This is a genomic window from Blastococcus sp. PRF04-17 (assembly GCF_023016265.1).
Lineage (GTDB): Bacteria > Actinomycetota > Actinomycetes > Mycobacteriales > Geodermatophilaceae > Blastococcus_B.
This window is the reverse complement of sequence record NZ_CP095412.1, coordinates 26,035-52,973: the sequence shown is the minus strand read 5'-3', so window position 1 is coordinate 52,973 and position 26,939 is coordinate 26,035. Positions and strand designations below refer to the sequence as shown.

The following is a 26,939-nucleotide window of genomic DNA, read 5'->3' as shown; positions in this document are numbered from 1 at the left end:
CGCTGGCCGCCGTCGACGAGTTCGAGCCGGAGTACCAGGCGGTCATCCGCACCCCGCGGCCACAGGGGCCGATGGCCTTGCTGGCGCGCATGGGTGCGGTGGACCCGGACGGTCCCCTGGCCCGCTCCCGGCGAGGCGACATGGGAGGACGACGAGCTGGCCGAGCTGGCCGAGCTGGCCGACGCCGTCGGCGGTGTCGCGGCCCTCGACGCGCTCGACGCCACACCGCTGCCCGACGAGGCGTTCGACTGGGACCTGGTGCCCCACGACGTCCGCCCGCGGGTCGGCGCGGTGCTCGACCTGGTCGACCGCTGCTGCGACGAGCTGATGGACGTCGAGCTGCGCACCGCCGCCCGCCGGCTGCTGGCGCGGGTGGTCGCGGCCGACCCCGGCCTCTTCCTCCGCCGCAGCCGGCCGGAAAGGACCGCCGCAGGCGTCTGCTGGATCGTCGCCACGGCCAACCACCTGTTCCGCTCCCGCCGGCTGGCCGTCAAGCAGCTGACGAGCTGCATCGGCGGTACAGGGTCCCCGGCGTCGCATGCCAAGGCCCTGCTCCAGGCCATCGGCGTGGACCCCGACGGCTACGCCTACGGCGACGGGCACCTCGGCTCGCCGGACTACCTGACCGGCGCACACCGGGCCGGCATGGTCGCCGACCGGGACCGCCTACGGGCCTGACGCTTTCCGAGGCCCCTGCCTCTTGGCGAGCCCCCGTGGGGCGACCGAACGGTGACGGTCCGTTCCGTCGACGGCAGTGTTGTCGCCGGCGACTGGTATCCGGAAGACTGGTACCGCTGAGCATCCCAGATCGGTAGCATGCTCTCTCATGACCACCCAGATCGCCGTCCGACTTCCCGAGGAGCTCGTCGAGTTCGTCGACCGCCTGGTGTCCGACGGTCGCGCTCCGTCGCGAGCGGCAGTCGTGAGCCGGGCGCTGCACCGAGAGCTCCGCCGGGAGGTCGCCGCCCGGGACGCAGCCATCCTCGCCGCCACGGGGACCGAAGCCGACGACCTCGACGAGCTCGCTCGATACGGCGCACGTGTGCCGCTCGACGATCTCGACTGATGCGCCCGATCCACCTGGCCAGCCTGGACAAGACCCGACCCGTTCTGATCCTGACGCGGGAACTGGTGCGTCCGCACCTCGCTCGCGTCACCGTCGCACCGATCACGAGCACCATCCGGGGATTGTCGACCGAGGTGCTCGTCGGACCGGTCAACGGCCTGGATCATCCGAGCGTCATCAGCTGCGACAACGTCGCCACGATCCCCACCGCGGCACTGGGCCGGCAGATCGGCCGCCTCCTGCCCGAGCAGGAGCCACTTCTCACGGCTGCGCTGCACGCTGCGTTCGACCTGGAGGAGCTGCCGCCGCTCCGTTGAGAGCGCCCTGACCAGCACTTTCCGGTTGCCACATCGGTGCGCTGACGCTAGAATTCGAACAGGTGTTCGAAGAGCGCTGGCGGCCGGGAGGCGGGGTGTCATGGGTCTGGACGACGGCTTCGACCCCTTCCCGGATGCCGGCACCTTCCGGCTCGACGTACCGCGCCCGGCGCTTGCTCGGCCCGTCCCGGCCGACCGGGAAGCGGCCTCGGCTCGGGCGGCGGAGGCGAGGGCCGCGCGCGAGGCCGAGCGCGAGGCGGCCCGGCAGGCGTCGATGGAGCTGCCCGACGACATCGCGGCCGTCCTGGCCCGCGCCCTCGAGCTGGCCGACGCGGGTGCACCCGATGGCTCACCTGCCGCCCAGGCGCCGGCCTTGCTGGCGCGGGTCCGCGGGTTGACCCGGCTGCAGAACGTCATCGAGGTGGCTGTGGCCCAGACCGTCCGGGCCGCCGAGGGCGCCCAGGCCGCGGAGTTCGACGGGCACAAGTCGATGAAGACATGGATGGTCGGGCACCTGAACGTCTCCCCCGCCACCGCCGCCCGGATGACCCGGGCCGCCGGACGCTGGAGCAACTGCCGCGGTGGTCCGAGGCCGCCCGCGCCGGCCACGTCACCCCCGATCAGACCGCGGTCGTGGCCAAGGTCGCCACCCCCGCCCGGCTCGCCGCCGCGGCCGAACTCGGGGTCGACCTGCACGGCGACGACGGCATCGACGCGACCCTGCTCGCCTGCGCGCGCGGCGAGCATCCCGAGACGCTGCCCGCCGTCGTCGCGCGCATGCTGAACTGGATCGACCCCGACGGACCCGAACCCGACCCCACCCGTCGCCGGGAGCTGCACCTGTCCCCCTCGGCCGGAGCCGAAGGCGGCGGCACCATCCACGGCCGCCTAGACGCCGCCGGGTACGAAAGAGTCAGCACCGCGCTCACCGCCTACCAGCAGGCCGCCCGGGTCGCCGACGACGACCGCAGCCACGCCCAGCAGATGGCCGACGCCCTCGTCCAGCTGGCCGACAACTCGCTGGCCGCCGCCACCACCCCGATGCTGCGCAAGCACCCCGCCCAGGTCGCGGCCACCATCTCCGCCGAGGACCTGCTCGACCCCGACCTCATCGCCGGTGCCGCCCGCCTCGGGTCGGGCCAGCAGGTGTCCAACGAGGTGGCCCGTCAGCTGGCCTGCGACTCGATCATCACCCGGGTGCTCTTCGGCCCCGACGGCATGCCGCTCAACATCGGCCGGGCCCAGCGCCTGGTCCCCGCGCACATCCGCAAGGCCGCCGAGGCACGCGACGGCGGCTGCGTGTTCGCCGGCTGCTCGGCTCCGACCTGGTGGTGCGACGCCCACCACGTCCAGGAGTGGATCGCCGACCACGGCGAGACATCGGTGGCCAACACAGCGTTGCTCTGCGAGCGCCACGCGCACCTTGTGTCCACCACGGCTTCTCCATCACCTGGGACCCGGTCGACAGACGCTGGCGCACCCACCGAGAAGACGGCACCGAGATCATCGTGGGCTACCCACCCGGAGAACCGACCCCCGCGAGTAGCCGGGGCGCGATCGCGAAGTGGGCTTCGCGCATGTGGCGGGCCCGAGTAAGGCGAGCAGTTCCTCGTCGCCGTAAGGCTGCAGGCGGAGCCGACGGGCTGCGTCCTCTGGGGTGGCCCCGCGGATCCAGCCCCCGCTGCGATCGCGGCCACGAGCGCCGGCGACACCGGTGCTCAGGCGAACAGGCCGCGGATGTCCTCGGCTGTCAGCCCCCCGAGAGCGCACCCGCGTCGTCGTCCAGCACCCGGGCGAACAGGTCCCGCTTGCGCTCCTGCAGCGCCACGACTTTCTGCTCGATGGTGTCGGCGGCCACGAGCCGGTAGACCATGACGGCCTTGTCCTGCCCGATGCGGTGCGTCCGGTCGACCGCCTGCTCCTCCGCCGCCGGGTTCCACCACGGGTCGAGCACGTACACGTAGTCGGCCTCGGTGAGGTTCAGCCCGAACCCGCCCGCCTTCAGGCTGATGAGGAAGACCGGCGCCCGGCCGCTCCGGAATTCCTCGATCCGCTCCTGCCGGTCGCGCGTGCGCCCGTCGAGGTAGGCGTAGGGCAGACCCTCGGCGTCCAGCCGCTTGCGGACCGTGCCCAGGAAGCCGGTGAACGAGCTGAACACCAGCGCCCGGTGCCCCTCGGCGACGACCTCCTGCAGGTGCTCCAGGAAGGCGTCGGCCTTGCTGGACCGCACGCCGGCGTGGTCGTCGTCGACCAGTGCCGGGTCGAGCGCCAGCTGTCGCAGCAGGGTGAGCGACCGGAAGATGGTGAACCGGTTCTTCTGCAAATCGTCGACCAGGCCGAGCACCTTGCGGCGCTCCCGCTGCAGACGGGTGTCGTAGACCTTCCGGTGCTTGGGGTTGAGCACCACTTCGAGCACCTGCTCGGTCTTGGGCGGCAGCTCGGCGGCCACCTGCTCCTTGGTGCGGCGGCGCATCAGCGGCCGGATCCGCCGCCGCAGCGCAGCCAGCGCGTCGGGGTCGCCGCCGCGCTCGATCGGGGTCCGGTAGTGCTCGGTGAACCACTGCGGACTCGGGAACAGCCCGGGCGCGACGATCGAGAGCATCGACCACAGGTCCATCAGGTTGTTCTCGACCGGCGTGCCGGTGATGGCCAGCTTGAACGCCGCCGGCAGCCGCCGCGCGGCCGCGTACGTCTTCGCTTGGTGGTTCTTCACGAACTGCGCCTCATCGAGCACCAGCCCCGCCCACGGCAGCGCGCGGTACTCCTCCTCGCCCAGCCGCAGCAGCGTGTACGAGGTGACGACGAGGTCCGCGCCGTCGACCATCTCGGGCAGGGGCCTGCCCAGCTTCCGGCCTGTGGCCTCGATCGTCCGGACGACGAGATCCGGCGCGAAGCGGGCAGCCTCGTGAGCCCAGTTCGACACCACGCTGGTCGGCGCCACGACCAGCACCGGGTCGGTCAGCCGGCCGGCCTCCTTCGCCCGGCAGACCACCGCCAAGGTCTGCAGCGTCTTGCCCAGCCCCATGTCGTCGGCGAGCACGCCACCGAGGCCGGCGTCCCAGAGCACGGACAGCCACTGGTAGCCCTCCAGCTGGTACGGCCGCAGCTGGGCGTCCAGCCCGGCCGGGGCGGGCGGAGGCGCGGCGGCGTCGACGTCGAGCAGGGCCCGCGCGTCCCGCGACCAGCGCTCGCTCTGCTCGGCGACCACCCCGAGCTCCACCAGCTCGTCCCACAGCCCCGCTTGGTACCGGCTGATCCGTAGGCCCGGCCGGTCGGCGTCCTGCAGCGCCCGCGCCTCGTCGATCAGCTGGCGCAGCCGCTCGAACTCCGCACGCCGGATGTCGAACCAGGTCCCGCTCGGCAGCACCAGGTGCGACTCCCCCGCCGCCAGCGCCGTGAACAGCAGGGCGAACGGGATGTCCTCGCCGTCCACGCTGACCGTGACGCCGAGGTCGAACCAGTCGGCGTCCTGACTGTCCGTGGCCGACACCTGCACGAGTGGGGCGGCCTCGGTGTGCCGGTACTCCGGCGGGTCCCCGGTCACCTCGACCAGCACGCCGGCCTCGGTGAGCCGCGGCAGGAACTCGGTCGTCAGCACGGCGGCGTCCACGCCCGACAGCTCGGCGACCGGCACCGGCCGCGGATGCGCGCCGACGTGCCAGATCCGCAGCAGCCGCTCGGGGGTGGGGGAAGCGCACGCAGCAGCCGGTCCTCCGCGGCGCCGTCGCGGGCGGCGTCCGGGCTGCTCGGAGCCAGGGGCACCCGCCGGACGTCGTCGCCCGTGCGGTACTGCACCGACCAGTCGAGCCGGACCCGGTGACCGCCGGTGTGCGTCACGGCCAGGACCAGCTGCGGCGGCGCGATGTCGGGAAGCTCCACCGAGCCGTCCGAGGAGGTCACCGGCAGCGCGCGGCTCAGGGCGGGGTAGAAGCCGGTCAGGAACCGGGCCCGGTCGCCGGCAGGCACCCGCAACCCCTCTGTCGCCACCAGCCTCTCGACCCGCCGGGACACCGTCTGCAGCGGCACCAGCAGCAGACCGCCGTCGGGTGACGTGACACCCGTCGTCCCAGGGACCAGCGCCACGCCGTGCGGCGGGCTGCCGAGCCCGAGGACGGATCCCACCGAGAGGCGGCCGCCGGCCAACTCCACCACGACCCGCACGAGCAGGCCGCCGGCGTCGTCCGACAGATCCGCGGCGAGCGTCGCCGGCTCGTCGGCCACCAGGACCCGCTCGCCGCGCGTGGTCACCAAGGGCACGCCGTCGTCCTGGAGCTGCCGCAGGGCCGGCCAGAAGGACGGCCCGAACTGCTCGAGCAGCACCGGCGCATCGCCGGACCCGTAGTAGTACAGGTCCTGGTCGGCGCGGGACGCCTCGTGCGCCTGGTACAGCGACCGCAGGGCGGCTGCGTGCCCGGGGTCCCACTGGGAGTAGTAGTCGTACCGCAGCCCGCGCCAGGACACACCGGTTCGGATCCAGCGCCCCTTCGCCCCGGGAACGACCGGCCGCAGGCGGATCGACGACGGCGCCGTCGCCGTGACCGGACTCCCCGCCCCGACGTCGAACTGCAGCCCGATCGGCTTCGCCGCGGGGGTCGCCGTGACCGGCGCGACGAAGTCGGCGAGGGCCCGCTCCCAGGCCGGTGCCGGTGGCGCGACCGGTGGCCGGCTCAGGGCGTCCTGCGCCGCGATGAGGATCGCCGCGGCGTGCTTGCAGTCGGCCCCGACCGGACAGCTGCACTCGCCCCACCACCGGGAAGAGTGGACGTCGTACTCGGCGACCGTCCGGTACCTGCGTTCAGCGCTGCCGGTCACCACGGCGGCGAGCTGGGCGGCCTCGCGGGAGTACTGGATGTGAGCGACCCGCCCCTGGCGGGCGTACGTCGCACCCCGCCGCCACGTCTCATGCCCCACCGAACGTCGGATGACGGCGTCGGTGAGCGCCGGCCGCAGCTCCTCGAGCACGAGCCGAGGCTATCCGGGCGAGCCGCTCCGGAAGTCGCTCGTCCACAGTCGTCGACACGCCTGTCGTGTCGACGCCGCGTCGGCGGTTCGGCGAGCGCCCGAGCATGTGCCCCCATAAGTTACCGAGACGTAGGTCACACGCCGCCGATCGACGGGCAGGTCCCATGCTCTACACCGCGTACGAGTGGAACCGGCGGGCCGGCGCGCCCGCAGTCACCGCCTCCCGGCTGACTGCCACGGCCTTGCAGGCGCTGCCCGGCCCGCTCGGCCGGGCCCCCGGTCTCCGCCACGTGCGCGCGGCCTGCGACATGCTCGCGCACGCCCGCCCCACCCACGACCGCCCGGCGTTCGGCATCGACGCGGTGCCGGTGGACGGCGAGACCGTCGCCGTCCGGGAGCGCGAAGCGATGCGGACGCCGTTCGCCACGCTGCTGCACTTCGAGAAGCCCGCGGTCACCGGCCAGCCGCGCGTGCTGGTCGTCGGTCCGATGTCGGGGCACTTCACGACGCTGATCCGCCCGACGATCCGCACGCTGCTGTCGGACCACGACGTGCACGTCATCGACTGGCACAACGCCCGCGACGTCCCGGTCGAGCACGGGGCGTTCGGCCTGGACGAGTACATCGAGCACGTCATGGACGCCATCCGGCACCTCGGCCCGGACACGCATGTCGTCGCCGTCTGCCAGCCCGCCGTCCCCGTGCTGGCCGCCGTGGCCCTGCTCGCCGCCGACGACGACCCCGCCCAGCCGTCGAGCGTCACGCTCATGGCCGGCCCGATCGACACCCGGGTGAACCCGAACCGGGTCAACGACGCGGCCGCCACCAAGCCCCTGTCCTGGTTCGAGCGCCGGGTGATCGACACCGTGCCACGGGGGTACGCCGGCACCGGGCGTCGCGTCTACCCGGGCGTCGTCCAGCTGACCGCGTTCATGTCGATGAACCCGAAGCGGCACCTGGCGGCCCACGGGCGCCTGTACCGCGACCTGCTGGCCGGCAACACGGAGCGGGCCGCTGCCACGCGGGCCTTCTACGACGAGTACGGCGCCGTCATGGACGTGCCCGCCGAGTTCTACCTGGAGACCGTCGGCCGCATCTTCCAGGAGCACCAGCTCCCCACCGGCCGGCTCACCTGGCGGGGCCGGCGCGTGGACCCGGGCGCGATCCGCCGCACCGCGCTGCTCACGGTGGAGGGCGAGAACGACGACATCTGCTCGCCGGGGCAGACGCTCGCGGCCCACGAGCTGTGCACCGGCGTCCCCGAGGAGCGCAAGCAGCACCACCTGCAGCCCGGGGTCGGCCACTACGGCGTCTTCAGCGGCTCGCGCTGGGAGGCCGAGGTCTACCCCGTCGTCCGGACGTTCATCGACCGCGCCTCCGAACGGCTCGCCGCGCCCGCCTGAGCGCTGGCCGGCCTCGTCGCGGGGGTCCAGACTTCCGGCGTGAGTCGCGTCGCCGGGTGCCCGCCACCCGCCACCTCGTGAGCCCCGGACGGGTGCCGCCGGAGGAGGGCCGACCGCCGCGCAGCCGCCTGGCCCGGGCGGCCCGGCTCGCCGCGCTGCCGGCCGCGCACGCCGGCCGCACCGCCGTGGGGCTCGGCAAGCGCATCGGCGGACGCCCCGCAGAGGCGGTCGCGGCGCAGGTGCAGCAGCGCACGGCGGCGCAGCTGTTCACCACGCTCGGCCAGCTCAAGGGTGGCGCGATGAAGGTCGGCCAGGCGATGTCGGCGATGGAGGCCGCCCTCCCCGAGCACCTGGTCGGCCCCTACCGGGAGGCGCTGGTCCGGCTCCAGGAGGCGGCGCCGCCCATGCCGACGTCGATGGTGCACGCCCAGCTCGACCGGGCGTTCCCCGGCGGCTGGGAGCGGCACCTGCGCGACTTCGACGACCAGCACGTCGCCGCGGCCAGCGTGGGCCAGGTGCACCGCGCCACGTGGGCCGACGGGACGCCGGTCGCCGTGAAGATCCAGTACCCCGGCGCCGGCGCCGCCCTGGTCGCGGACCTCGGCATGCTGCAGCCCTTGGCTCCCGTCCTCCATGCCGCCATGCCGGGGCTCGACGCCCGCGAGTTGTTCGCCGAGCTGCGCACCCGGCTGGTGGACGAGTTGGACTACGCCCAGGAGGCCGAGGCCCAGACCGCGTTCGCCGACGCCTACCGCGACGACCCCGACATCGCCGTGCCCGACGTGCTCGCCGCCGAGGACGTCGTGCTGGTCACCCGGTGGCTCGACGGGACGCCGCTGTCACAGGTGATCGCCTCGGGCACCCGGGACGACCGGGATCGCATGGGACTGCTGCTGGTGCGCCTGCTGCTCTCCTCACCGGTGCGCGCCCGCCGGCTGCACGGCGACCCGCATCCCGGCAACTTCCGGCTGCTGCCGGACGGCCGGCTCGGCGTCCTCGACTTCGGCGCGACCGAGCCCCTGCCTGACGGGTGGCCGGCCCGGCTGGGCCCGCTGCTGGCCGCCGGCCGGGACGGCGACGCGGCGGCGCTGCACGCGGAGGCCGCGGCGGCGGGGCTCCTGCAGCCGGACACGGTCGACCCGCCGGCCCTGCTGGCGCTGCTCGACCCCCTGGGGCCGCTGCGCACCGACGAGTACTCGTTCACCCGCAGCTGGCTGCAGGACCTCACCTGGCGCGCCTCCGACCCTCTGGGCAGCACCGCTCGCACGCAGCGCCGGCTGACCGTCCCGCCCCGGCACCTGCTGCTGCAGCGGGTCGCCTCCGGGCTCGTCGGCGTCCTCTGCTCGCTCGGCGCCACGGTGGCCGTCGACGCCGAGGTCCGCCGGTGGCTGCCCGGCTACGACGACGCCGCTGGGAGAACTCAGGCCTGAGGAGTCCGCGCGCGCCGCCAGGCCTGGGCAGCGACCCGCATCGAGAGCACCATGGCTGCGCGGCGACGCCGCCGGGGCGCCGCCCACACCCGAGAGGAAGGCGGCATGTACGCACGTTCCACCACCGTCCACGCCGACCCGCGGCGCATCGACGACGGCATCGCCTACGTCCGCGACGAGGTCATGCCCGCTGTGCAGAGCATGCCCGGCTGCATGGGGCTGTCCATGCTCTGCGACCGCGACTCCGGCCGGTGCATCGTCACGACCAGCTGGGACTCCGAGGAGTCGATGAGCGCCAGCAGGGACGCGGTCATGCCCATGCGCGAGCGGGCCACCGACGTGATGGGCGGCAGCTTCGACGTCCAGGAGTGGGAGATCGCGGTCCTGCACCGCGCGCACCGGGCGCCCGAGGGCGCCTGCTGCCGCGTCACGTGGACCCGCGGGGACCCCGCCCGCATGGACGACATGACCGAGACGTTCCGCACGGCCCTCGTACCGCGCCTGGACGACATCCCGGGCTTCTGCAGCGTCAGCGTGATGGGCGACCGGCACACCGGCATGAGCGTCCTGACCGCCACCTATGACGACCGTGCCTCCCTGGAGGGATCCGCCGAGTCGGTACGCGGCATGCGCGAGCAGTTCAGCCAGCAGATGGGTCTGGAGGTCACCGACATCGCCGAGTTCGAGCTGGCGATCCACCACCTGCGCGTCCCCGAGATGGCCTGACGGACGGCGGCGGCACGGGCCCCGGAGGGGCCCGCGCCGGCCCTCATACGCCGAGGTGTGCCAGCGCCTGCAGCAGAAGCGTGCTCTGCCCGTTCTCGAACTCGGCCAGCACGACGGGGTCGCGGGCCTCGATCGGCGAGAACCAGGACAGCTCGAGCGCGTCCTGCTGCGGTGCGCAGTCGCCTTCGACCGGCACCACGTAGGCCAGCGACACCGCGTGCTGCCGCGGGTCGTGGAACGGCGTCACGCCCGGCGTCGGGAAGTACTCGGCGATCGTGAACGGCTGGGGCGCCGGTGGGATCCGCGGCAGCGCGAGCGGGCCGAGGTCCTTCTCGATGTGCCGGAGCAGCGCCGCGCGGATCCGCTCGTGGTACAGCACCCGACCGGTGACCAGCGCCCGCTTGATCTGGCCGTCCTCACCGGCCCGCAGCAAGAGCCCGATCGAGGTGACGGTGCCCTCTTCGTCCACCCGCACCGGCACCACGTCGACGTACACGATGGGCAGTCGCTCCCGTGCCGCGTCCATCTCCTCGCGGGAGAGCAGGCCGCCGCTTGTCGCCGTCGTCAGCTCCGTCATGGGAACTGTCTAGTCGATCGTGTGGCGATCCCGCCGGACGTCGCCGCGAAGGGCACAGTCATCAGCGTGCCTGCGTCCTACTCCTCGGCGGACGACGTCCTGCACGTCCTGGCGTCGCTGCGCCAGCACGAGCGTGACGGCAAGCGGTCCCCTCATAAGCCGCTACTCGTCCTGCTGGCGCTGAGCCGACTGGCGGAGACGGGGTCGAGCCGGATCCCGTGGGCGCTGGCGAAGACGCGCCTGGCGGACCTGATCGCCGACTTCGGCCCACCGTCGCGGACGGGACGGGCCCAGAGCGCGGCATACCCCTTTACCCGGTTGCGCAGCGACGGTGTGTGGACGCTGGACACCGACGTGCCGATGGACCGGGTCACTCCCCTCCACGGTGGGGTCACGGGTCAGTTGGAGTCCTCGCTGGAACGGGCCCTCAAGGACCAGCCTGATCTCATCTCCACGGTGGCGCGCAGCCTCGTCGATGCGCACTTCCCGTCGACCGTCGCGCCGGACGTCCTGCTCGCCGTCGGCATGGACCCCGAAGCCGTCGAGGCGGAAGCCGCGCTGGACCCGGCGCCCGCCCCGGAGCGCCGGCGCAGCAGCACCTGGCCGGCCGCCGTCCTCGAGGCGTGGGACCGGCAGTGCGCCTTCTGCGGTTTCGACGGACAGGCGGGCGGCGTACCGGTCGGGGTCGAAGCGGCGCACATCCGGTGGTTCAAGCTCGACGGCCCCGACACGCTCGACAACGGGCTGGCGCTGTGCTCCTTGCACCACAAGCTGTTCGACCGGGGCATGCTGGGGCTCGACGACGACATGGGCGTCGTCGTCTCCCAGCGATTCTCGGCACGCACGCCGTTCGGGCGATTCGTCTACGACCTTCACGGGCGGCGGTTGAAGCCGAGACCAGGCACCCCAGAGCCCGCGGCTGAGCACGTCCGCTGGCATCAGGAGCAGGTGTTCCACGGATCGCCGCTCGTTTCCACTTGATGGATAGCGTCGTTCAGACGACATTGTCTGTATGACTCTCATGTCGACGCGGCAAGCCGCCGACCGGATCGGTGTCTCCGTCCGGCACGTGCAGCGCATGGTCGCGGGTGGCGACCTCGTGGCCATCGGCACCGACCGCATCGACGCCGACTCCGTCGCGCAGTGGCTGGCCCAGCGGCACGGCAGCCGGCCGCGCGCATGGGCGGAGCCGACCGCCTGGGCCGCGGTCGCCCTGCTCGAGGACGAACCAGCGCCCTGGCTCGGTCAGGCGCAGCGGTCCCGGTTGCGGTCGGCGCTGGCAGGCGTCGCCGCTGACGAGCTCACCAGCCGGGCGCGCAACCGCGCCAAGGTGCTCCGCTTCCGCGCGCACCCGCGTGCCGGTGGCCATCTGCTCCGAGCAATCGTCCCGTCCGGCGCGCGGTCGGGCATCGGCGGCTTGACCGCGGCTCCGAACCGCGTCGACGGGTACGTCGCCCACTCACTGTTGCGGGATCTGGTGAGCCGGTACCGCCTGGAGATCGATCCGGGCGGCGACATCACCCTGCGCGAGACGGGCATGCCCCTGGACGTCGTCGAGCAGCTCGCCGACGGCCGACGGCACGTGCTGGCCGGCCTCGACCTCGCCGGCTCGACCGACCCTCGGGAACGCGCGGCCGGTCACCGCATCCTGGACCGCGCGTTGGGCCGGCTCCGTGGCTGAGGTCCTCCGACCGCCGACCCCTCCCGGGGGCTGGGGCGGCCCCTGGCGGGACGTCGCTGAGCTGGCCGCGGCGGTGCCGGCGTCCTCCTGGACGCTGATCGGGGGTCTGATGGTGCAGTTGCATGCCGTTGCGGCAGATCTCCCGGTGGTCCGGCCCACCAACGACGTCGACGTCCTACTGCACGTCGAGACTGGCCGCGGCCGGGTCGCCGAAGTGGCCCGTGCACTGGAACGCCTGCACTACGAACTCAGGCCGAGCATCGATCCGCGCGCCGGCACCGCCCACCGGTTCGTCCGCGGCGACGCCGTCGTCGACCTCGTGAGCTCCGTCGTGGACGTGGTTGCCGCTGACCATGCGCCACCGAAGGCCCTCGAACGGTTCCGTGGCTACGACCTCGTGCAGGTACCGGGCGGAACCCAAGCACTCCGGCGCACCGTGCTCGCCGAGCTGGAGATCACCGCGTCGATGCGGACGACGATCAGCGTCCCCGACGCGTTCGGCGCACTGATCCTCAAAGCCGCAGCGCACAAGACGGACACCCGCGACCGTGATCGCCACCTGAGCGACGCCGCCGTCCTCCTGGCCTGTGTGGATCCTTTCCAGGAGCGCGCCGCCTCGGGCAGTGACCGATCACGCCTGCTCCACCTACGCGAGCACCTCGGCGATCCGACGTCCCCGGCCTGGCTCGCACTTCCCGACGATGCCCGCCGCAACGGCCAGGCGGCTCTCGACCTGCTCTGCGCCTGACATCGACTGCGCAGCGGTGCCGGCTGCGGTGAAGACCGTTCCCTCTGGGCGCCGTTCCGAGGACAGTGGGTCCACCGGGCGAGCCAACGGCGGCACGACCGGCTCGAGGGGGAGCTCATGTACGCGCGCTCGACCACGTTCCGCGGCGACCCGGCAGCCATCGACGCCGGCATCGCCTACACCCGCGACAAGGTCCTGCCGGCGGTCCGGCAGATGGACGGCTGCGTCGGCCTGTCCATGCTCGTCGACCGGCACACCGGCCGGTGCATCGTCACCTCGGCGTGGGACGACGTCGAGGCGATGCGGCACAGCGCCGAGGCGATCAGGGCGATCCGTGCCCGCGCGGTCGAGAGCGTCCGCGGCGCCGAGAGCGAGACCGAGGTCGCCGAGTGGGAGGTCGGCGTCGTCCACCGGCTGCGGGAGGCCCCGCCCGACGCCGCCTGCCGAGTCATCCGGGCGAAGGGCCCGCTGGGCGCCACCGACCGGATCATCGACGGCTTCCGCGAGCACATCCTCCCCCGGATCGACGACCTCGCCGGCTTCTGCAGCGTCAGCCTGTTCGTCAACCGCGAGACCGGGCGCTGCGCGATTGCCGCCGTCTACGAGAGCCGGCAGACGATGAACCGCGCCAAGGGTCAGGCCCAGGCGATCCGCGAGGAGTTCACCCAGCACATGGGCATGCACATCACCGACGTCGCCGACTTCGACCTCGCCCTGGCCCACCTCCGGGTACCGGAGACGGTGTAGTCAGCGGGCGATCGGCGGGACCCAGCCGGAGGCGAGCTTGGCGTAGACCGCCTGGAGTGCCGCCAGCGGCGACAGGCCCTGGTCGTACTGCAGGCGCGTCACCTCGGCCAGCACGCCGTCCCAGCGGCCGGCCGGCGCGGCCTCGCGCACCTTGGCGCGCGTTCTCGCCAGTTCGGCGGTCACGCCGGCCGGCTCGACGGGTCGCCGGGGAGCGGGCACGCTGCCGACGGCCTCGACCTCCATGCGGCGCACTGTAGTGGCTCCACTACGTCCAGCGACACCCGTTCGCGCACGACCTCGCCCCCCGGAGTGGGTTCCCTCCGCCCGCGGGGGCGAGGAGCATGGCCTCCGCGGCGATGCCGCAGGGGCGTCGCCAGAGCTGCAGAGGAGGCCGGCATGTACGCCCGAACGACCACCGTCCGCGGCGACCCGCGGAACATCGACGACGCGATCGCCTACCTGCGCGACGAGGCGATGCCCCTGGTTCAGGACATGCCCGGCTGCATCGGCCTGTCGATGATGTGCGACCGCGACAGCGGCCGGTGCATCGCGACGACCGCCTGGGAGACCGAGGAGGCGATGCACGACAGCGAGGGCGGCATGCACGACATGCGCCGGCGCTACGCCGACGTGCTCGGCGGGCAGTCCGAGGTGCAAGAGTGGGAGATAGCCCTCCTGCACCGGCTGCACCACGCACCGGACGGCGCCTGCTGCCGCGTGCTCTGGAGCAGTGGCAACCCGGACGACGCCGAGCGGGTGCTGGACGCCGTCCGCATGAACCTGCTCGCGCGCATGGAGGACCTGCCCGGCTTCTGCAGCGTCAGCCTGCTGCTCGACCGCGACAGGGGACGCGGCGCCACGGCGGTGGTCTACGAGAGCCGGCAGGCGATGGACGCCGCGACCGCCATGGCCAAGCCGCTGCGCGAGGAGTTCAACCGGCTGACCGGCTGGACGTTCACCGAAATCGCCGAGTTCGACCTGGCGCTCGCCCACCTGCGAGTACCCGAGACCGTCTGACGCACCGGCCGGTCGTGGTCACCGCGGCGTCCACCCCGGGTCGCGGCCGGCCGCACCCAGCAGCCGGTCGAGCACCGGCGCCTCACCCGGCACGGGGACGACGGGACCGTAGATCTCGTCCCGCGCCTCCGGTGCGGCCACCGCGAAGTCCTGGACGAGATCGACGCACGCCTGCGCGGCGACCGGGTCGGCCGCGTACGCCTGGCCGGTGGCCACGGCGAGGTCCCACCCGTGCACCAGAACCTCGTTGAGCCCGACGAGCCCGGCGGCCTCCCCGGGCATCTGCACTCCCCCGACCTCGGTCTCGCCGTCCCAGGCACCCGGTTCCCGCCACGCGGCGGCCAGCGACTCCAGGCGGGCGGGGATCCGGGTGCGCCAGTCCGGCGTCAGCTTCTCCGCGCTCGGCTGAGGAGCACCACCCGGCGGAGCCTTCTCGGCCGCCAGCCGGAAGGCCAGCGCCAGTCCGTCGAGGTGGTCGAGCAGAGCGGCGACGGACATGTCGGTGCAGGGGGTCGGCGCGGCCAGCTGGTCGTCGCGCACGCCCCTGACCACGCGGGCGACCTCGGTGACGGTGGGAGCGAGATCCAGGTCCATGCCTCTAGGACCAGACGTCGATCCCCTTCTCATCGGCGTCGGCGTAGGCGTCCTCGCGGTCGGCGGTGGTGCCGCCGTCGACGCCGAGCCCGGTCAGCGCGACGCCGACGATCAGCGCCGCGGCCTGCACGAACGCGTGCCGCAACCCGATGACCCCGATCAACGCCACCGAGAACACGAACAGCAGCAGGCCGACCGCGGCTGTCGCCGTCCAGCCGCCCCGGGACCACCGGAAGACCCGCACCGCCGCGACCAGCGGCAGCAGGCCGAACAGGACGGCGACCACGACCCCCGGAACCAGCCAGTCGGCGCCCGGCACCCAGCCGGGCAGGTCCTCGACGGTCAGCCGCAACCGCGCGCCCGCCGGGTCGGTGATCAGCGCGGCCGCGGCGGCGAGACCGCTCAGCGCCAGCACCGCGAGCAGGGCGAGGCTGAGCGACCGCAGTCTCTGCATGGCGCCGTCCTCCCGATCGGTCACCGACATCGTGGCCGACCGGGCGCCGTCCGCGCCAGGGGATGCCACCCTGCGGAGGTGGCCTTCCCTCACTCCCCGCAGCCGCCTCCGGAGCTGATCGCGACGACCTCCCCGTCGGCGAAGCTGAAGGTGACGCCGGAGAAGTCGCCGCGGAAGACCTGGGCGTAGGTGCCGGCGAAGTCCTCCCCCACCTGAGCGTCCGGGTACGCGGCGGTGACGTCGTCGAGCGAGGCGCCCAGCCCGATGCCCTCGTCCGTGCGCAGGCCCTGCGCATCGCCGCCGGTCTTGATCCGCCAGTACTCCCACCCGACCGCGATCGGCCCCGGCCGGTCCAGCGGGGGAAGGCTGCCCGCCAGGTAGGCATTGCCGTCGTCGACGAAGAGGACGGTGAGGTTGCCCCAGGTCACCCGGCGCCCGGGCGGCGCACCCATCTCGCACATGGCGCGGTCGAACACGTCGTCCGGCGGACCGAGCCGCTCGGTCAGGAACGCCATGACGTCGTCCTCGGGCGCGAACAGGTCGGTCCCCTCGAAGGTGCCGCCGAGCGAGAGCGTCACCGAGCCCGACGCCGGTACCAGGGCGCGGATCGCGTCCGCGACGACCCGCGCGGCCCGCGGGTCGCCCCAGTCACCGGGCAGCAGGTCCGCGAGGCTCGTGCGGTACTGCGCCGTGCAGGCGCGCAGCGGCGCCACGGCCCTGGCCGCCGCGGGCGCCCAGCCGGGGAACTGCCAGTACTCGCGCGAGGTGTCCGCGAACTCGTCGCGCAGCGCCAGGTTCCGGAAGAGCCGGTTGGAGTCGGCGTCGGTGTCGGTGCAGGTCGGCGTCCACGCGCCCAGTCCCTGCGCACGTCCGTCGCCGCGGACGCTGAGGGTCAGCGGGCCGACGAACTGGTTCTGCAACTCGTCGGCGAGGTAGAAAGCCACCTTGGCGTAGGTGAGGGCCTTGAACGCGGCCGAGGCGGCGTGGGTCAGCCGGTTGACCTTGATGACGACGTCGTCGCCGCGCTGACCGGCGCGGGCGAGGGCGGCGCGGGAGAGCTCCTCGAAGAGGTGCCCGAACTCCCCGCGTCCGGTGCGGATCTCGTCGGCGCAGCTGCCCACGACGTCCAGCGCGGTCCGCACGATCTCGGCCGGGTCCTTCAGGTTCGGCCGGCCGAGCAGCTGCCCGCCGCCGCACGAGTACATCGCCTGGGCCAGGGCGTCGAGCAGGAAGTTGTCGGTCCCGCCGATGTCGACCTGCTCGAAGCCGAACTTGACAACGTCCACCAGCAGCGTGATGGGGTCGACCGACGCCTGGGCCGCGATGTGCACCTGACCGGGCACGCCCGGCCGGCCGATGCCCACCGCGGTCTCGCTCAGCGGCGGCATGAGGTGGCTCGTGGGCGAGTCGAAGACCGTGCGCGCGGCGCCGTAGACGGTCGACGCGACGTCGTAGGTCTCCTGTCCCGGCCACGTCCACGCCCACCGCTGGTCGCCGGCGGTCATGTGCAGGCGCTGGGCGAACGGGCGGTTGTTGACCACCCTCGTGGTGACGATCTCGTCGCGGGTGTCGGGCTCGAAGCAGACCCGGATCGCGGCGGCGTTCGTCCCCTCGTCGGGGTCGACGACCTGACGCACCCAGCCGGGCAGCCGCTTGCCGTTGCACTTCGGCGCGTCCCGCCGGGCGCCCACGAGCTCGCCGAGGGACTGGCCGGCGTTGGCGATCCAGTCCCAGCAGCAGGAGAACTCGCTCAGTTCGGCGGTCAGGGTGTCGCCGTCGACCTCGAAGGCGACGTCGGGGCGGGACACCCAGGCCTTCGCGTCGGCGTCCCACTTGGCGAGCAGGAGGCTGGCGCGCTGGACGTCGTCCAGCGCGGGCAGGGTCCAGCGGACGGTGACCGGCGAGGCCAGCGGGACGTCGTGCTCGAGGGCCACCGGCCGGCCGAAGATCTCCCCGGGCTGCGCGGGGATGGGCGCGTGCTCGGGCACGGTGAAGGTGTGGCCCGCCGGCACGGCGCCCGCGGGCACGGACATCTCGACGTCGCCGCTGTCGACGTCCCCGCCGTCCGGACCGACCTCGGTGCCCTCACCTGTCGGCTCGGGCACCGGGTCCGGCGAGTCCAGCGGGCTGCCCTCGAGGACGGCGGGCTCGGCGCGGGAGTCCGCCGGCTGCTCGGTGCCTGAGCAGCCGGCGACCAGCAGCCCGAGGACGACGACCAGCACCGACAGGCGACGGCGGAGTCTCTGACCGGACACGCACGAACTCCCCGTTCCCCGTGGCGGAGCCGCGTCCGACCTGAGCGAAGGATCCGGACGCGGCCGGGCGAGGTCAAGGGGTTGCTGGACGTGGGAGGGCCGGAGTGCCGGGCGCTAGCGTCGTCGGGTGGCCGACCCCTTCGATCTCCAGCGGTTCCTCGACGCGCAGTCGCAGACCTACGACCAGGCGCTGGCCGAACTGCGCGCGGGCCGCAAGCGCACGCACTGGATGTGGTTCGTCTTCCCGCAGGTCGCCGGGCTCGGCCGCAGCGGCATGGCGCAGCGCTTCGCGATCTCCGGTCTCGAGGAGGCGCGCGCCTACCTGGGCCACCCGGTGCTGGGCCGGCGGCTGGTCGAGTCGGCCAGGGCGCTCACCGCCCTCGACACCGAGGACGCCGACGAGGTGCTCGGGCCGGTCGACGCGATGAAGCTGCGGTCGTCGATGACCCTCTTCACGCAGGCCGCACCCGACGAGCCGGTGTTCGGCGAGGTGCTCGACCACTACTTCGGCGGCGTCCCCGACGAGGCCACGCTCGCGCGCCTGCGATGAGTCCGGCCGCCGTCCCCGGTCTGATCACCATGACCGTGACCTACACCTGGGACGTCTTCGCCAGCCTCGACGGCTTCGGCTCCTACGACGAGCGCGGCGACTGGGGCGGCTACTGGGGCAAGCAGGGCCCCGAGTTCGTCGAGCGGCGCCGCGGCCAGTACGCGGAGGACCAGCGGCTGGTGCTCGGGGCCACCACCTTCCGGGAGTTCCAGCACCACCTGGGCCCGGACAGCGGGTTCGACCCGGCGCACGACCCGATCAACGCCCGGATGACGACCATGCCCACCACGGTGGTGTCGACGTCGCTGCGCAGCCCCCTCGACTGGCCGGACGCGACCCTCGCGAGCGGTGACGCCGTCGACGTCGTCGCCCGGCTCAAGCGGGAGTCGCCGGTGCCGCTGCGCTCGCACGGCAGCCTGTCGATGAACCGGGCGCTGATGGCCGCAGGGCTGGTCGACGTCGTCCAGGTGACGATCTTCCCCGTGATCACCGGCCGGACCGGGACCGATCCGGTCTTCGCCGGCGCCGCCGACTTCGACCTGGAGCTGCTGGAGAGCCGGACTCTCGACGGCCGAACCCAGGAGCTCGTCTACCGGCCCACCCTGCACCGCTGACCTTGCTGTACGGGCTCTGTACGGGAAGAGATCCCGGAAGTGCGGGACAGCTGTACCTGGTGGCCGGGACGCGCCTCTTCCTAGCGTGAGTCGTCCGTTCCTGCCGAGCCCACGAGGTGCCTCCGTGACCGCCGCCGTCCTCGCCCGACCCGCCTCGACGACCGTTCCGACGCCCCGGGTCCCGGCCGAGTCGCTGCCCCGCCGCACCGCCGCGATCGGCTACCAGGAGGTGGTGCACCGCATGGTGCGGCGCGAGTTCCACCTGCTCGCCGAGCTGGCCTCCTGGGCCCAGGGGGACGACGTGCAGCGGGCCGGCGAGCTCACCCGGCACGCCGACCTGATCGCGCGGGTCGTCCTGCAGCACCACGCGACCGAGCGCGCGCACCTGTGGCCGGCCCTCTTCCGGCACCTGCCCGCCGAGGAGCAGGAGGCCGCCCGCGAGCTCGTCGCCGACTGGACCACCCGCGCCTCGCTGCTCGACCACGCGCTGCGGGACCTCTCCACCGTCGCCCGGCAGTGGGCGGTCGCGCAGACCGTGTCGGCGCGCGACGGCTTCGCCCGCGCCTGCACCCGGGTCGCCGACTCCATCGACGCGCACACCGCCGACGAGGAGCTCCGGCTGCTGCCGCTGGTCGCCCGCCACCTTCCGGACGCCGAGTGGTCGGCCGTCTGCCGCGCCGCGCGCAACGGCCTGTCGGGGCGGGAGCAGATGATCGTGCTGGGCCTCGCCCTGGAGGACGCCTGCGCCCTCGACCGCGCCCGCCTGATGGCCGGTCTCTCCCCCGCCGTCCGCACCGCCTGGCGGGTCGTCGGGCACCGCACCTTCCGCGCCGCCGTCGTCCGGCTGCGCGGAGCCCCGCCGGCCGCCTGACCCGCCTGGGGACGTCACGCGTCGAGTGACTCCTGGTGTGCAGGCAACGGTCGGTGACCGAAACGGAACCTCTCAGAAACCCGATCGCTCCCGGCGAGGGCCCGCAGAAGACATAGTGAGCGGCCAACGCTTTCTCTGTCTGTACACGGGGGTTCCACCATGCCGGCCCGCTTCAACCCGCCACCGAACTGGCCGACACCGCCTGCGGGATGGACGCCGCCGCCCGGCTGGCAGCCCGACGCGGCGTGGGGCCCGGCGCCGGATGGCTGGCAGTTCTGGGTCGACGACAGCGCGCAGACCGCCGTGTTCGCGTTCCCTCCCCCGGTGCCTGTGCCGGGAGCACCTCAGAACCCTTGGTACAGGCGCTGGTGGGCCATCGCGGCAGCCGCCGTTCTGGGGCTGACAGTCGTCGCCGGCATCATCGGCGCCGCCCAGAAGGACAGGCCGGTGTCGGCCGCCTCGGGCGTCACCGAGGCGCAGGAGGAGTCCGTCAGGGAACAGTCTGCAGCGCCCACCACCAGGGAGTCGGCTGCCCCGTCGTCCACGACATCGACTCCTCCTCCACCGCCGCCCCCGCCCACGACGCCGCCGCCTCCTCCACCCCCGCCTGCGCCGGTTCTGTCCGCCGGCCAGGAGAACGCGCTGCGCTCCGCCGGGCAGTACCTCGACTACACCTCCTTCTCACGGACAGGTCTGATCAGCCAGCTCGAGTACGAGGGTTACTCCACTGCGGACGCGACCTGGGCGGTCGATAACCTGGGTGTCGACTGGAACCAGCAGGCTGCCTTGAAGGCTGCTGAATACCTCGACTACACCGCCTTCTCCCGCCAAGGGCTCGTCGACCAACTGATCTACGAGGGCTTTACCGCGGCCGAGGCTGAGTACGGAGCGAGCCAGGCGTACGACGGCTGAACCTCCGGCGCCGCTCACTCCGTTCGCCGCCTGAGGTCGGCTACCTTCCTGCCGGTGAGCGGGTTCGCGGAGCAGCTGCGGCGCTTCCGCGAACGGTCCGCACTGAGCCAAGAGGAGCTGGCCTCGCGCGCCGGGCTGACCGCCAAGGCGGTCGGTGCGCTGGAGCGGGGCGAACGGCGGCGGCCGTACCCGCACACCGTGCGCGTCCTGGGGGACGCCCTGGGTCTGGACGACGCCGAACGGGAACTGCTCACCGCCTCCTCTCGACCCGGCGATCCCGCCGCCCCGGTTCTGCCCTCGCCGGCGACTCCACTGATCGGCCGGGACGCCGAGCGGGACGAGATCGTGGGCCTGCTGCGGTCGGGCGACGTCCGGCTGCTGACGTTGACCGGCCCAGGCGGGGTCGGGAAGACCCGCCTCGCCCTGGACGTCGCCCGCGTGCTGGCACCCGACTTCCCGGACGGCGTCGCGGTGGCCGAGCTCGCTCCGCTGCGCGAGGCCGCCCTCGTGCTGCCGACCGTCGCCCGCGCGCTCGGCGCCCAGCGACTCGCGACGCCCCTGGTCGACGCGCTGGCCGCCTTCGTGGGCACCCGCCGGCAGCTGCTCGTCCTCGACAACGTCGAGCACGTGCTCGACGCCGCTCCGGACGTCGCCGAGCTGCTCGCCCGGTGCCCCGGGCTGGTGGCGCTCGCCACCAGCCGGGCGGCGCTGCGCATCCGGGCCGAGCGCGACCGTCCGCTCGACCCGCTGCCGCTGCCGGCCGGAATGCAGGTCTTCCTCGACCGCGCCCGCGCCGCCGGGCGGCCTCTCGAGCTCACCGGCGCCACAGCCGCCGACGTCGCCGCGATCTGCCGCCGCCTCGACGGCCTGCCCTTGGCGCTGGAGCTCGCCGCCGCGCACACCCGGTTCCTGACGCCGTCCGCGCTGCTCGGCCGGCTCGACTCCGCGGTCAGCTCGCCGACCACCCGCGACCTGCCGGAGCGGCAGCGGACCATTCCGGCGACGCTCGACTGGAGCCACGACCTGCTCACCGCCGACGAGCAGCGGCTGTTCCGCCGGCTGGCCGTCTTCGCCGGCGGCTTCCCGCTCGACGCCGCACAAGCTGTCGCCGGTCGAGGGGACGTCGTCCCGGCGCTGGCCGGCCTGGTCGAGCAGTCGCTGCTGCTGTTCGACGGCGACCGCTACCGGATGCTCGAGCCGATCCGCCAGTACGCGGCCGCCCGGCTGGCGCAGGCCGGCGAGACCGACGCCGTCGCCGACCGGGCCGCCGACTTCTTCGTCGCGCTGTGCGCCCGGGCCGGCGCCGGTCTGCGGACCGCCGAGCAGGCCGAGTGGCTGGAGAGGCTGGCCGCCGACCACGACAACCTCAGCGCCACCCTGCGCCGGCTCGTCGACCGCGGTTCGCCCGACGCCGCCGCCCGGCTGGGTGCCGACACCTGGCTGTACTGGGCGCTGCGCGGCCACACGGTCGAGGGCCTGGGCTGGATGTCGCGACTCGACTCCGGCGCCGACCGCGACCTGGCGCTGGCCGCGTTGCGGTTCGCGTCCGGCGACGTCCCGGGCACGGCGGCGGCCGCGAACGCTTCCGCGGAAGCGGCCAGGACGGCCGGCGACGACGACGTCCGCACCCAGGCCCTGGTGTTCGCGTGCCTGGCCGCCCTCTTCCTCGGGGACCTCGACGTGGCGCGGGCGCGGCTGGCCGAGGTCGCGGCGGGTGACGGCACCGGATGGGTGCCCGCTCACGCGGCCATGACCGAAGGCCAGTTGCGCTTCCTGTCCGGAGACGCCGGCGGCGCGGCCGAGGCGCTGGCCGAGGCGGATCGGCTCGGCCGCGAGCTGGCCAGCCCGTTCACCCTGGCGACGATCCTGAACGTGCAGGCCAGCTTCGCGCTGCTCGCCGACGACGACGCGACCGCGCTGGACAAGTGGTCGGAGGCGGCCACTCTGGCCGCGGAGGTGGGCACCAGCTGGACGCTGGTCTACACGATGCCGGGCCTCGCGGTGCTGGCCGCGCGGTCGGGTCAGTTCCAACTGGCCGCCGAGCTGTTCGCCGCCGGATCGGCCACCGCCGAGGCGGGCTCGGTGGCGGTCACGTTCCCGCCGGACCTGGAGTTCGCGCGGCAGTACCTGGCCGCCGTCCAGGAGCGGCTGGGCGAGGACGCGTTCCGGCGAGCCTGGGAACGCGGGCGCGGCTTGCGCCCGGGCGACGTCCCCCGGCTGGCCGGGACGATCACCGGCCGTTCCGCACCCGGCTGATCAGCCGCGCGTACGTGCGGGCGAAGACCGCCCTCATCAGCACCCGGACCGGCAGCGGCACCTTGCCGAGCATGTGCACCCGCTCGTCGGGAGTGGCCTCCTCGAGCACCGCGCCGAAGAGGACCGGCAGGTCCTTCTTCCTCGTCTCCTGCAGGCCGTGCTCGCCGAGCTCGTCCCATTCGGCCTGGGTGATGTGGCGGGACGCCATCGGCAGGATCTCCCGCTCCTCCTCGTCCAGGTGCTCGAGCAGGGCGATGCGGAGGGCGTCCAAGCCGGCGGCGACCTCCTCGGTGACGGCCGGCCGCGCCTCGGCCTCCCACCGGTCGAGGGCGGGGCCGAGGGCGTCGAGCGCGGCGTGCACCCGCTCGTGCTGCTGCTCCATGCGGTGGACGAGCTCGGCGTCGGGCTGGCAGCGCTCGAGCAGCTTGGGCCAGAGCAGCAGGTCCTCGCTGGTGTGGTGGCCGTGCAGGCCCTGCAGGACCATGCGCGACCAGCCGGCGAGGACGGCGGCGCGCGCGGTGTCGCCGGGGGCGACCTCGCGGACGAGCTCCGGGATCAGCCGCAGCTCGCGGCGGAAGACGCGGTGGACGACGACCATGTCGTGGACGTCGGTGAGGGTGGTGTTCGCGGTCTCGGTCATGCCGAGAAGCCTGTCGCCGGGCGTTGTCCGTCGACACCCACAGCGCCCCCACGCCACCCCCACACTGCGCGCCGTTCCGCCGTCCCTCAGGGTGGAGGGGTGAGCGAGGACAGCGGTTACGTCGAGAAGGAGTACCAGCGGGACTCCAGCTACATCCCCGACCGGATCACCGCCGACGGGCGGGACGGCTGGCCGGTCGAGCCGGGGCGCTACCGGCTGATCGCCGCGCGCGCGTGCCCGTGGGCGAACCGGTCGATCATCGTGCGCCGGCTGCTCGGCCTGGAGCCGGTGATCTCGATGGGGCTCTGCGGACCGACGCACGACGAGCGGTCGTGGACCTTCGACCTGGATCCTGGCGGCCGCGACCCGGTGCTCGGCTACGAGCGGCTGCAGGAGGCGTATTTCGCCCGCGACCCGGAGTACCCGAAGGGGATCACGGTGCCGGCGATGGTCGACGTCCCCTCGGGTGCGGTCGTCACCAACGACTTCCCGCAGATCACGCTCGACTTCTCGACCGAGTGGACGGCCTACCACCGTCCCGGTGCACCGGACCTCTATCCGGAGGCGCTGCGCGACGAGATGGACGACGTCATGCAGCGGATCTACACCGAGGTCAACAACGGCGTGTACCGCTGCGGCTTCTCCGGCTCGCAGAAGGCCTACGACGAGGCCTTCGCGCGGCTGTTCACGGCGCTGGACTGGCTCGAGGAGCGGCTCGAGCACCAGCGCTTCCTCATGGGCGGTGCGGTGACGGAGGCCGACGTCCGGCTGTTCACCACGCTGGCCCGCTTCGACGCCGTCTACCACGGTCACTTCAAGTGCAATCGCAACAAGCTGACCGAGATGCCGGTCCTATGGGCCTACGCCCGCGACCTGTTCCAGCTGCCCGGGTTCGGCGACACGATCGACTTCCCGCAGATCAAGGAGCACTACTACGTCGTCCACGAGGACATCAATCCGACGCGGATCGTCCCGAGCGGACCGGACACCTCGAACTGGCTGATGCCGCACTTCCGGGAGCAGCTGGGGGAATTCCCCTTCGGCGACGGGACGCCGCCCGGCCCGGTCGCCGCCGGCGAGGAGGTACCGGCCGACCACGGCCCCGGAGGTGTTCCGCACCGCTGAGCGGCCTGTGGACAACGCTCACGGCCATCGCCGCCGACTGTCACGGTGGGCGGCATGTCGACTCCTTCGCTGCCCTCCGTTCCGGTCCGCACCGCTGACGACCTGACCCGGCGCTGGACGGGCCTGCTCGACCCTCCGGTCTTCGGCGCCCGCAGCCTGTGGCTGTCCTGGATCGGGGTCGACGGCCTGATGTCGCCGATCGTCATCCCGGTCGACGGCCTCCCCGAGCGTCCGGACGCCGCGCTGCTGGTGAACCTGCGGAACGTGAGCGAGGGCGTCATCGACGCCCATCTCGACGGGTCGGGGCACCTGGCCATGGCGCTGTGCCGTCCCGGCCGGCCGGAGATCACGCCCTCGGACGACGAGTGGGCGGAGGAGTTCCGCGCGGTGTTCGACGACGGCCGGATCGACGGCACCTGGAGCCTTCACCTCGCCGCGGGCGGCAGTGTCGTCCCGCTCGTGGACCTGCCGGCATGACCCTCACGAGGTCCCTCCACCAGAACCACGAGCCGTTCCACGTTGCGGTCAAGCGCTCGCGTCGGAGGCGGAAGCGCTCACAGCTCGAGGCACTCCTCACCGGCGCCTGTGTCGCGGGGGGCGTCGGAGCGGCGTCTGTGCTGCTGCCTCCTCTCGAGACCCCTGCCAGTGTCGCGCAGACCTTCCTCGAAGCCCGGTATGCCGAAGATTGGCCGGCTGCATGGGCGGTGTCGTGCCGACTCGCTCGTGAGGCGCATGGCAGCTATGCCGCGTTCACGGAGCGGCTGACCGAGCTCAACGAGTACTCGATGACGCCCTCGGACGTCGAGGTGGAGATCTCGGATGCCTATGGCATCGACCAGCCTGGGGCACAGGGCGTCAGCATTCGCTACACGGCCAAGCCGAGCGGTGGAAATCACGAGCCCTGGTCGGACTGGGGAGAAACTCTCGTCGTCCTGGAGGACGGTGAGTTCCGCGTCTGCATCGCCGACCGCTGAGCCGTGCTGGCTCCTCGGGGAGGCCTTCGTTCACCCGATCCGGCGTCGAGTGGCCGACTGTCCACAGATACGGAACGGCCGGCGACCGCTCCTGCGTACCCTGCCGCTGTGCGTGATCTTCGCTGGGCAGTCGCAGGTCTCCTCGTCACGGGAGCCACGCTGACCGGCTGCTCCGAGCCGCAGGCAGCGAACACCACGCTCCCGCCGACGAGTGCCGCGGAGACCACCGAGGCACTTCCCGAGCTCGGCCCGGCCGACTTCCCCGTACCCGACGAGGCTCGCACCAAAGACGCCGCCGGTGCGGAGGCGTTCCTCTACTACTGGATTGAATTGCTCAATCGCCAGCAGGCCATTCCGGCTGGTGAGCCTCTCCGCGACTTCGGCCCGGAGTGTCGTGAGTGCCTGCGAATTGCCCGCATCTATGACGAGGCGGCCAAGGTAGGCAATCGCTATGTCGGAGGCGAACTGACCGTTCTCGACGCGGCTGCCGCCCCCGTGGAGGGCGACCAGGTCAGCGTCACATTCATCGCCAGCGAGGAAGCGGTGCAACTCGTCGATCCCTCGGGGACTCCCATCGAAACGGTCGAGGCAGCTCCAAAGCTGTCGTCCGGCGTCACGCTTACGTGGTCCGACGAAGTGGAGAGCTGGTTGATCGCCAGCATGACGCTCGGATGACGCACAATCTGACTCGCCTTCTCTCGGCTGTGTTGTTCGCTGCGGCCCTGGCTTTCATGAGTTTCGCGCCAGCCGTCGCGGCGGACTGCAATACGCGGCGCTGTCCGACGACAGCGCTTGGAGACGGCGCTGCAACTCTGGGACTGACAGGCGAGCAGGCCACTGCCGTGGCGGGCGCAGTACCGGATGATGTCGAGGACTACGTCTACCGGCTCATCCCCCAGTGCGTGGCTGCCTTCAACGCAACCGGCAACTGCTCGCCAGCCACCTTACGTGTGTGTCCCCAGCAGCCGGGACGAGTCATCGATTACTTCTTCATAGAACGTCGACCCGTCGTGCGGCCGG

At 72.9% G+C, this 26,939-nt stretch carries 29 protein-coding genes; 21 read left to right on the top strand and 8 right to left on the bottom strand.

The features are described 5' to 3' along the window. Positions 1–93: 93 nt before the first annotated feature. The 4 genes from MVA48_RS00285 (at position 94) to MVA48_RS00270 (ending at position 2,979) form a co-directional block, all read left to right on the top strand. Entirely contained in the window at positions 94–678 is a 585-nt protein-coding gene (locus MVA48_RS00285; RefSeq protein WP_246984421.1) for a DUF6398 domain-containing protein, read from the top strand. A 148-nt stretch (positions 679–826) separates the two neighbouring features. Next, positions 827–1,066, top strand: coding sequence for a ribbon-helix-helix domain-containing protein (locus tag MVA48_RS00280; protein ID WP_246984419.1), 240 nt, complete (start codon positions 827–829; stop codon positions 1,064–1,066). After that, entirely contained in the window at positions 1,066–1,383 is a 318-nt protein-coding gene (locus tag MVA48_RS00275; RefSeq protein WP_246984417.1) for a type II toxin-antitoxin system PemK/MazF family toxin, read from the top strand. Before MVA48_RS00280 ends, MVA48_RS00275 begins: the two co-directional genes overlap by 1 nt. 498 nt (positions 1,384–1,881) lie before the next feature. Then, entirely contained in the window at positions 1,882–2,979 is a 1,098-nt protein-coding gene (locus MVA48_RS00270; RefSeq protein WP_246984415.1) for an HNH endonuclease, read from the top strand. 154 nt (positions 2,980–3,133) lie between these two features. Here the strand turns inward: MVA48_RS00270 and MVA48_RS00265 are convergent, their stop codons facing one another. Both MVA48_RS00265 and MVA48_RS00260 read right to left on the bottom strand, forming a co-directional pair. After that, a complete protein-coding gene (locus tag MVA48_RS00265; RefSeq protein WP_246984413.1) occupies positions 3,134–5,017 on the bottom strand; it encodes a DEAD/DEAH box helicase in 1,884 nt (627 codons plus the stop codon). Beyond that, positions 4,975–6,345, bottom strand: a complete 1,371-nt coding sequence (locus MVA48_RS00260) for an SWIM zinc finger family protein (RefSeq protein ID WP_246984411.1) — start codon at positions 6,343–6,345, stop codon at positions 4,975–4,977. The genes MVA48_RS00265 and MVA48_RS00260 overlap by 43 nt, the downstream gene beginning before the upstream one ends. Before the next feature lie 164 nt (positions 6,346–6,509). Between MVA48_RS00260 and MVA48_RS00255 the strand changes: the two genes are divergently transcribed. From MVA48_RS00255 to MVA48_RS00245, 3 genes are all read left to right on the top strand, one after another. Next, complete coding sequence (locus tag MVA48_RS00255) at positions 6,510–7,748, top strand: polyhydroxyalkanoate depolymerase (protein WP_246984409.1); 1,239 nt, start codon at positions 6,510–6,512, stop codon at positions 7,746–7,748. 56 nt (positions 7,749–7,804) lie between these two features. Beyond that, positions 7,805–9,178 (top strand): ABC1 kinase family protein, encoded by a 1,374-nt coding sequence (locus MVA48_RS00250; protein ID WP_246984407.1) that lies wholly within the window; start codon positions 7,805–7,807, stop codon positions 9,176–9,178. Positions 9,179–9,283: 105 nt separating this feature from the next. Beyond that, positions 9,284–9,904 carry an antibiotic biosynthesis monooxygenase gene (locus tag MVA48_RS00245; protein ID WP_246984405.1) on the top strand — a complete coding sequence of 207 codons (621 nt, stop codon included), beginning with the start codon at positions 9,284–9,286 and terminating at the stop codon, positions 9,902–9,904. A 43-nt stretch (positions 9,905–9,947) separates the two neighbouring features. Here MVA48_RS00245 and MVA48_RS00240 read toward each other — a convergent pair whose 3' ends face one another. Further along, positions 9,948–10,481, bottom strand: coding sequence for a DUF4916 domain-containing protein (locus tag MVA48_RS00240; protein WP_246984403.1), 534 nt, complete (start codon positions 10,479–10,481; stop codon positions 9,948–9,950). A gap of 66 nt (positions 10,482–10,547) precedes the next feature. Between MVA48_RS00240 and MVA48_RS00235 the strand changes: the two genes are divergently transcribed. The 4 genes from MVA48_RS00235 to MVA48_RS00220 all read left to right on the top strand — a co-directional run bounded on the left by MVA48_RS00235 (position 10,548) and on the right by MVA48_RS00220 (position 13,657). Further along, entirely contained in the window at positions 10,548–11,462 is a 915-nt protein-coding gene (locus tag MVA48_RS00235; protein WP_371821269.1) for a phosphorothioated DNA-binding restriction endonuclease, read from the top strand. A gap of 31 nt (positions 11,463–11,493) precedes the next feature. Next, positions 11,494–12,162: a helix-turn-helix domain-containing protein gene (locus MVA48_RS00230; RefSeq protein ID WP_246984399.1), complete on the top strand. Its 669-nt coding sequence runs from the start codon at positions 11,494–11,496 to the stop codon at positions 12,160–12,162. Then, positions 12,155–12,910, top strand: coding sequence for a hypothetical protein (locus MVA48_RS00225; RefSeq protein ID WP_246984397.1), 756 nt, complete (start codon positions 12,155–12,157; stop codon positions 12,908–12,910). Before MVA48_RS00230 ends, MVA48_RS00225 begins: the two co-directional genes overlap by 8 nt. Before the next feature lie 117 nt (positions 12,911–13,027). Further along, positions 13,028–13,657 (top strand): hypothetical protein, encoded by a 630-nt coding sequence (locus MVA48_RS00220; protein WP_246984395.1) that lies wholly within the window; start codon positions 13,028–13,030, stop codon positions 13,655–13,657. Here the strand turns inward: MVA48_RS00220 and MVA48_RS00215 are convergent, their stop codons facing one another. After that, positions 13,658–13,900: a hypothetical protein gene (locus tag MVA48_RS00215; RefSeq protein WP_246984393.1), complete on the bottom strand. Its 243-nt coding sequence runs from the start codon at positions 13,898–13,900 to the stop codon at positions 13,658–13,660. A gap of 153 nt (positions 13,901–14,053) precedes the next feature. Here MVA48_RS00215 and MVA48_RS00210 point away from each other — a divergent pair, with 153 nt between their 5' ends. Then, positions 14,054–14,674: an antibiotic biosynthesis monooxygenase gene (locus MVA48_RS00210; protein WP_246984390.1), complete on the top strand. Its 621-nt coding sequence runs from the start codon at positions 14,054–14,056 to the stop codon at positions 14,672–14,674. A gap of 18 nt (positions 14,675–14,692) precedes the next feature. On the opposite strand, the gene MVA48_RS00205 is transcribed toward MVA48_RS00210, so the two are convergent. The 3 genes from MVA48_RS00205 to MVA48_RS00195 all read right to left on the bottom strand — a co-directional run bounded on the left by MVA48_RS00205 (position 14,693) and on the right by MVA48_RS00195 (position 17,977). After that, complete coding sequence (locus MVA48_RS00205; RefSeq protein ID WP_246984388.1) at positions 14,693–15,268, bottom strand: TIGR03086 family metal-binding protein; 576 nt, start codon at positions 15,266–15,268, stop codon at positions 14,693–14,695. 4 nt (positions 15,269–15,272) lie between these two features. Next, entirely contained in the window at positions 15,273–15,746 is a 474-nt protein-coding gene (locus MVA48_RS00200) for a hypothetical protein (protein ID WP_246984386.1), read from the bottom strand. A 65-nt stretch (positions 15,747–15,811) separates the two neighbouring features. Next, a complete protein-coding gene (locus tag MVA48_RS00195; RefSeq protein ID WP_246984384.1) occupies positions 15,812–17,977 on the bottom strand; it encodes a hypothetical protein in 2,166 nt (721 codons plus the stop codon). 127 nt (positions 17,978–18,104) lie between these two features. Between MVA48_RS00195 and MVA48_RS00190 the strand changes: the two genes are divergently transcribed. The 5 genes from MVA48_RS00190 to MVA48_RS00170 all read left to right on the top strand — a co-directional run bounded on the left by MVA48_RS00190 (position 18,105) and on the right by MVA48_RS00170 (position 23,180). Continuing rightward, a complete protein-coding gene (locus MVA48_RS00190; protein ID WP_246984382.1) occupies positions 18,105–18,527 on the top strand; it encodes a DUF1810 domain-containing protein in 423 nt (140 codons plus the stop codon). Further along, complete coding sequence (locus MVA48_RS00185; protein WP_246984379.1) at positions 18,524–19,141, top strand: dihydrofolate reductase family protein; 618 nt, start codon at positions 18,524–18,526, stop codon at positions 19,139–19,141. Before MVA48_RS00190 ends, MVA48_RS00185 begins: the two co-directional genes overlap by 4 nt. Before the next feature lie 124 nt (positions 19,142–19,265). Next, positions 19,266–20,012, top strand: coding sequence for a hemerythrin domain-containing protein (locus MVA48_RS00180; RefSeq protein ID WP_246984378.1), 747 nt, complete (start codon positions 19,266–19,268; stop codon positions 20,010–20,012). Between the two features lie 159 nt (positions 20,013–20,171). Next, positions 20,172–20,924 (top strand): Ltp family lipoprotein, encoded by a 753-nt coding sequence (locus tag MVA48_RS00175; protein WP_246984376.1) that lies wholly within the window; start codon positions 20,172–20,174, stop codon positions 20,922–20,924. A gap of 54 nt (positions 20,925–20,978) precedes the next feature. Then, on the top strand, positions 20,979–23,180 hold the full coding sequence (locus tag MVA48_RS00170) for an ATP-binding protein (protein WP_246984374.1): 2,202 nt from the start codon (positions 20,979–20,981) through the stop codon (positions 23,178–23,180). On the opposite strand, the gene MVA48_RS00165 is transcribed toward MVA48_RS00170, so the two are convergent. After that, positions 23,155–23,820, bottom strand: a complete 666-nt coding sequence (locus MVA48_RS00165; protein WP_246984372.1) for a hemerythrin domain-containing protein — start codon at positions 23,818–23,820, stop codon at positions 23,155–23,157. The genes MVA48_RS00170 and MVA48_RS00165 overlap by 26 nt on opposite strands. A gap of 99 nt (positions 23,821–23,919) precedes the next feature. Between MVA48_RS00165 and MVA48_RS00160 the strand changes: the two genes are divergently transcribed. The 4 genes from MVA48_RS00160 to MVA48_RS00145 all read left to right on the top strand — a co-directional run bounded on the left by MVA48_RS00160 (position 23,920) and on the right by MVA48_RS00145 (position 26,594). After that, on the top strand, positions 23,920–24,945 hold the full coding sequence (locus MVA48_RS00160) for a glutathione S-transferase family protein (protein ID WP_246984370.1): 1,026 nt from the start codon (positions 23,920–23,922) through the stop codon (positions 24,943–24,945). A 54-nt stretch (positions 24,946–24,999) separates the two neighbouring features. Beyond that, positions 25,000–25,422, top strand: a complete 423-nt coding sequence (locus MVA48_RS00155) for a hypothetical protein (RefSeq protein WP_246984368.1) — start codon at positions 25,000–25,002, stop codon at positions 25,420–25,422. 137 nt (positions 25,423–25,559) lie between these two features. Next, complete coding sequence (locus MVA48_RS00150) at positions 25,560–25,919, top strand: hypothetical protein (protein ID WP_246984365.1); 360 nt, start codon at positions 25,560–25,562, stop codon at positions 25,917–25,919. A gap of 108 nt (positions 25,920–26,027) precedes the next feature. Then, a complete protein-coding gene (locus tag MVA48_RS00145) occupies positions 26,028–26,594 on the top strand; it encodes a DUF6318 family protein (RefSeq protein ID WP_246984363.1) in 567 nt (188 codons plus the stop codon). Positions 26,595–26,939: the final 345 nt, after the last annotated feature.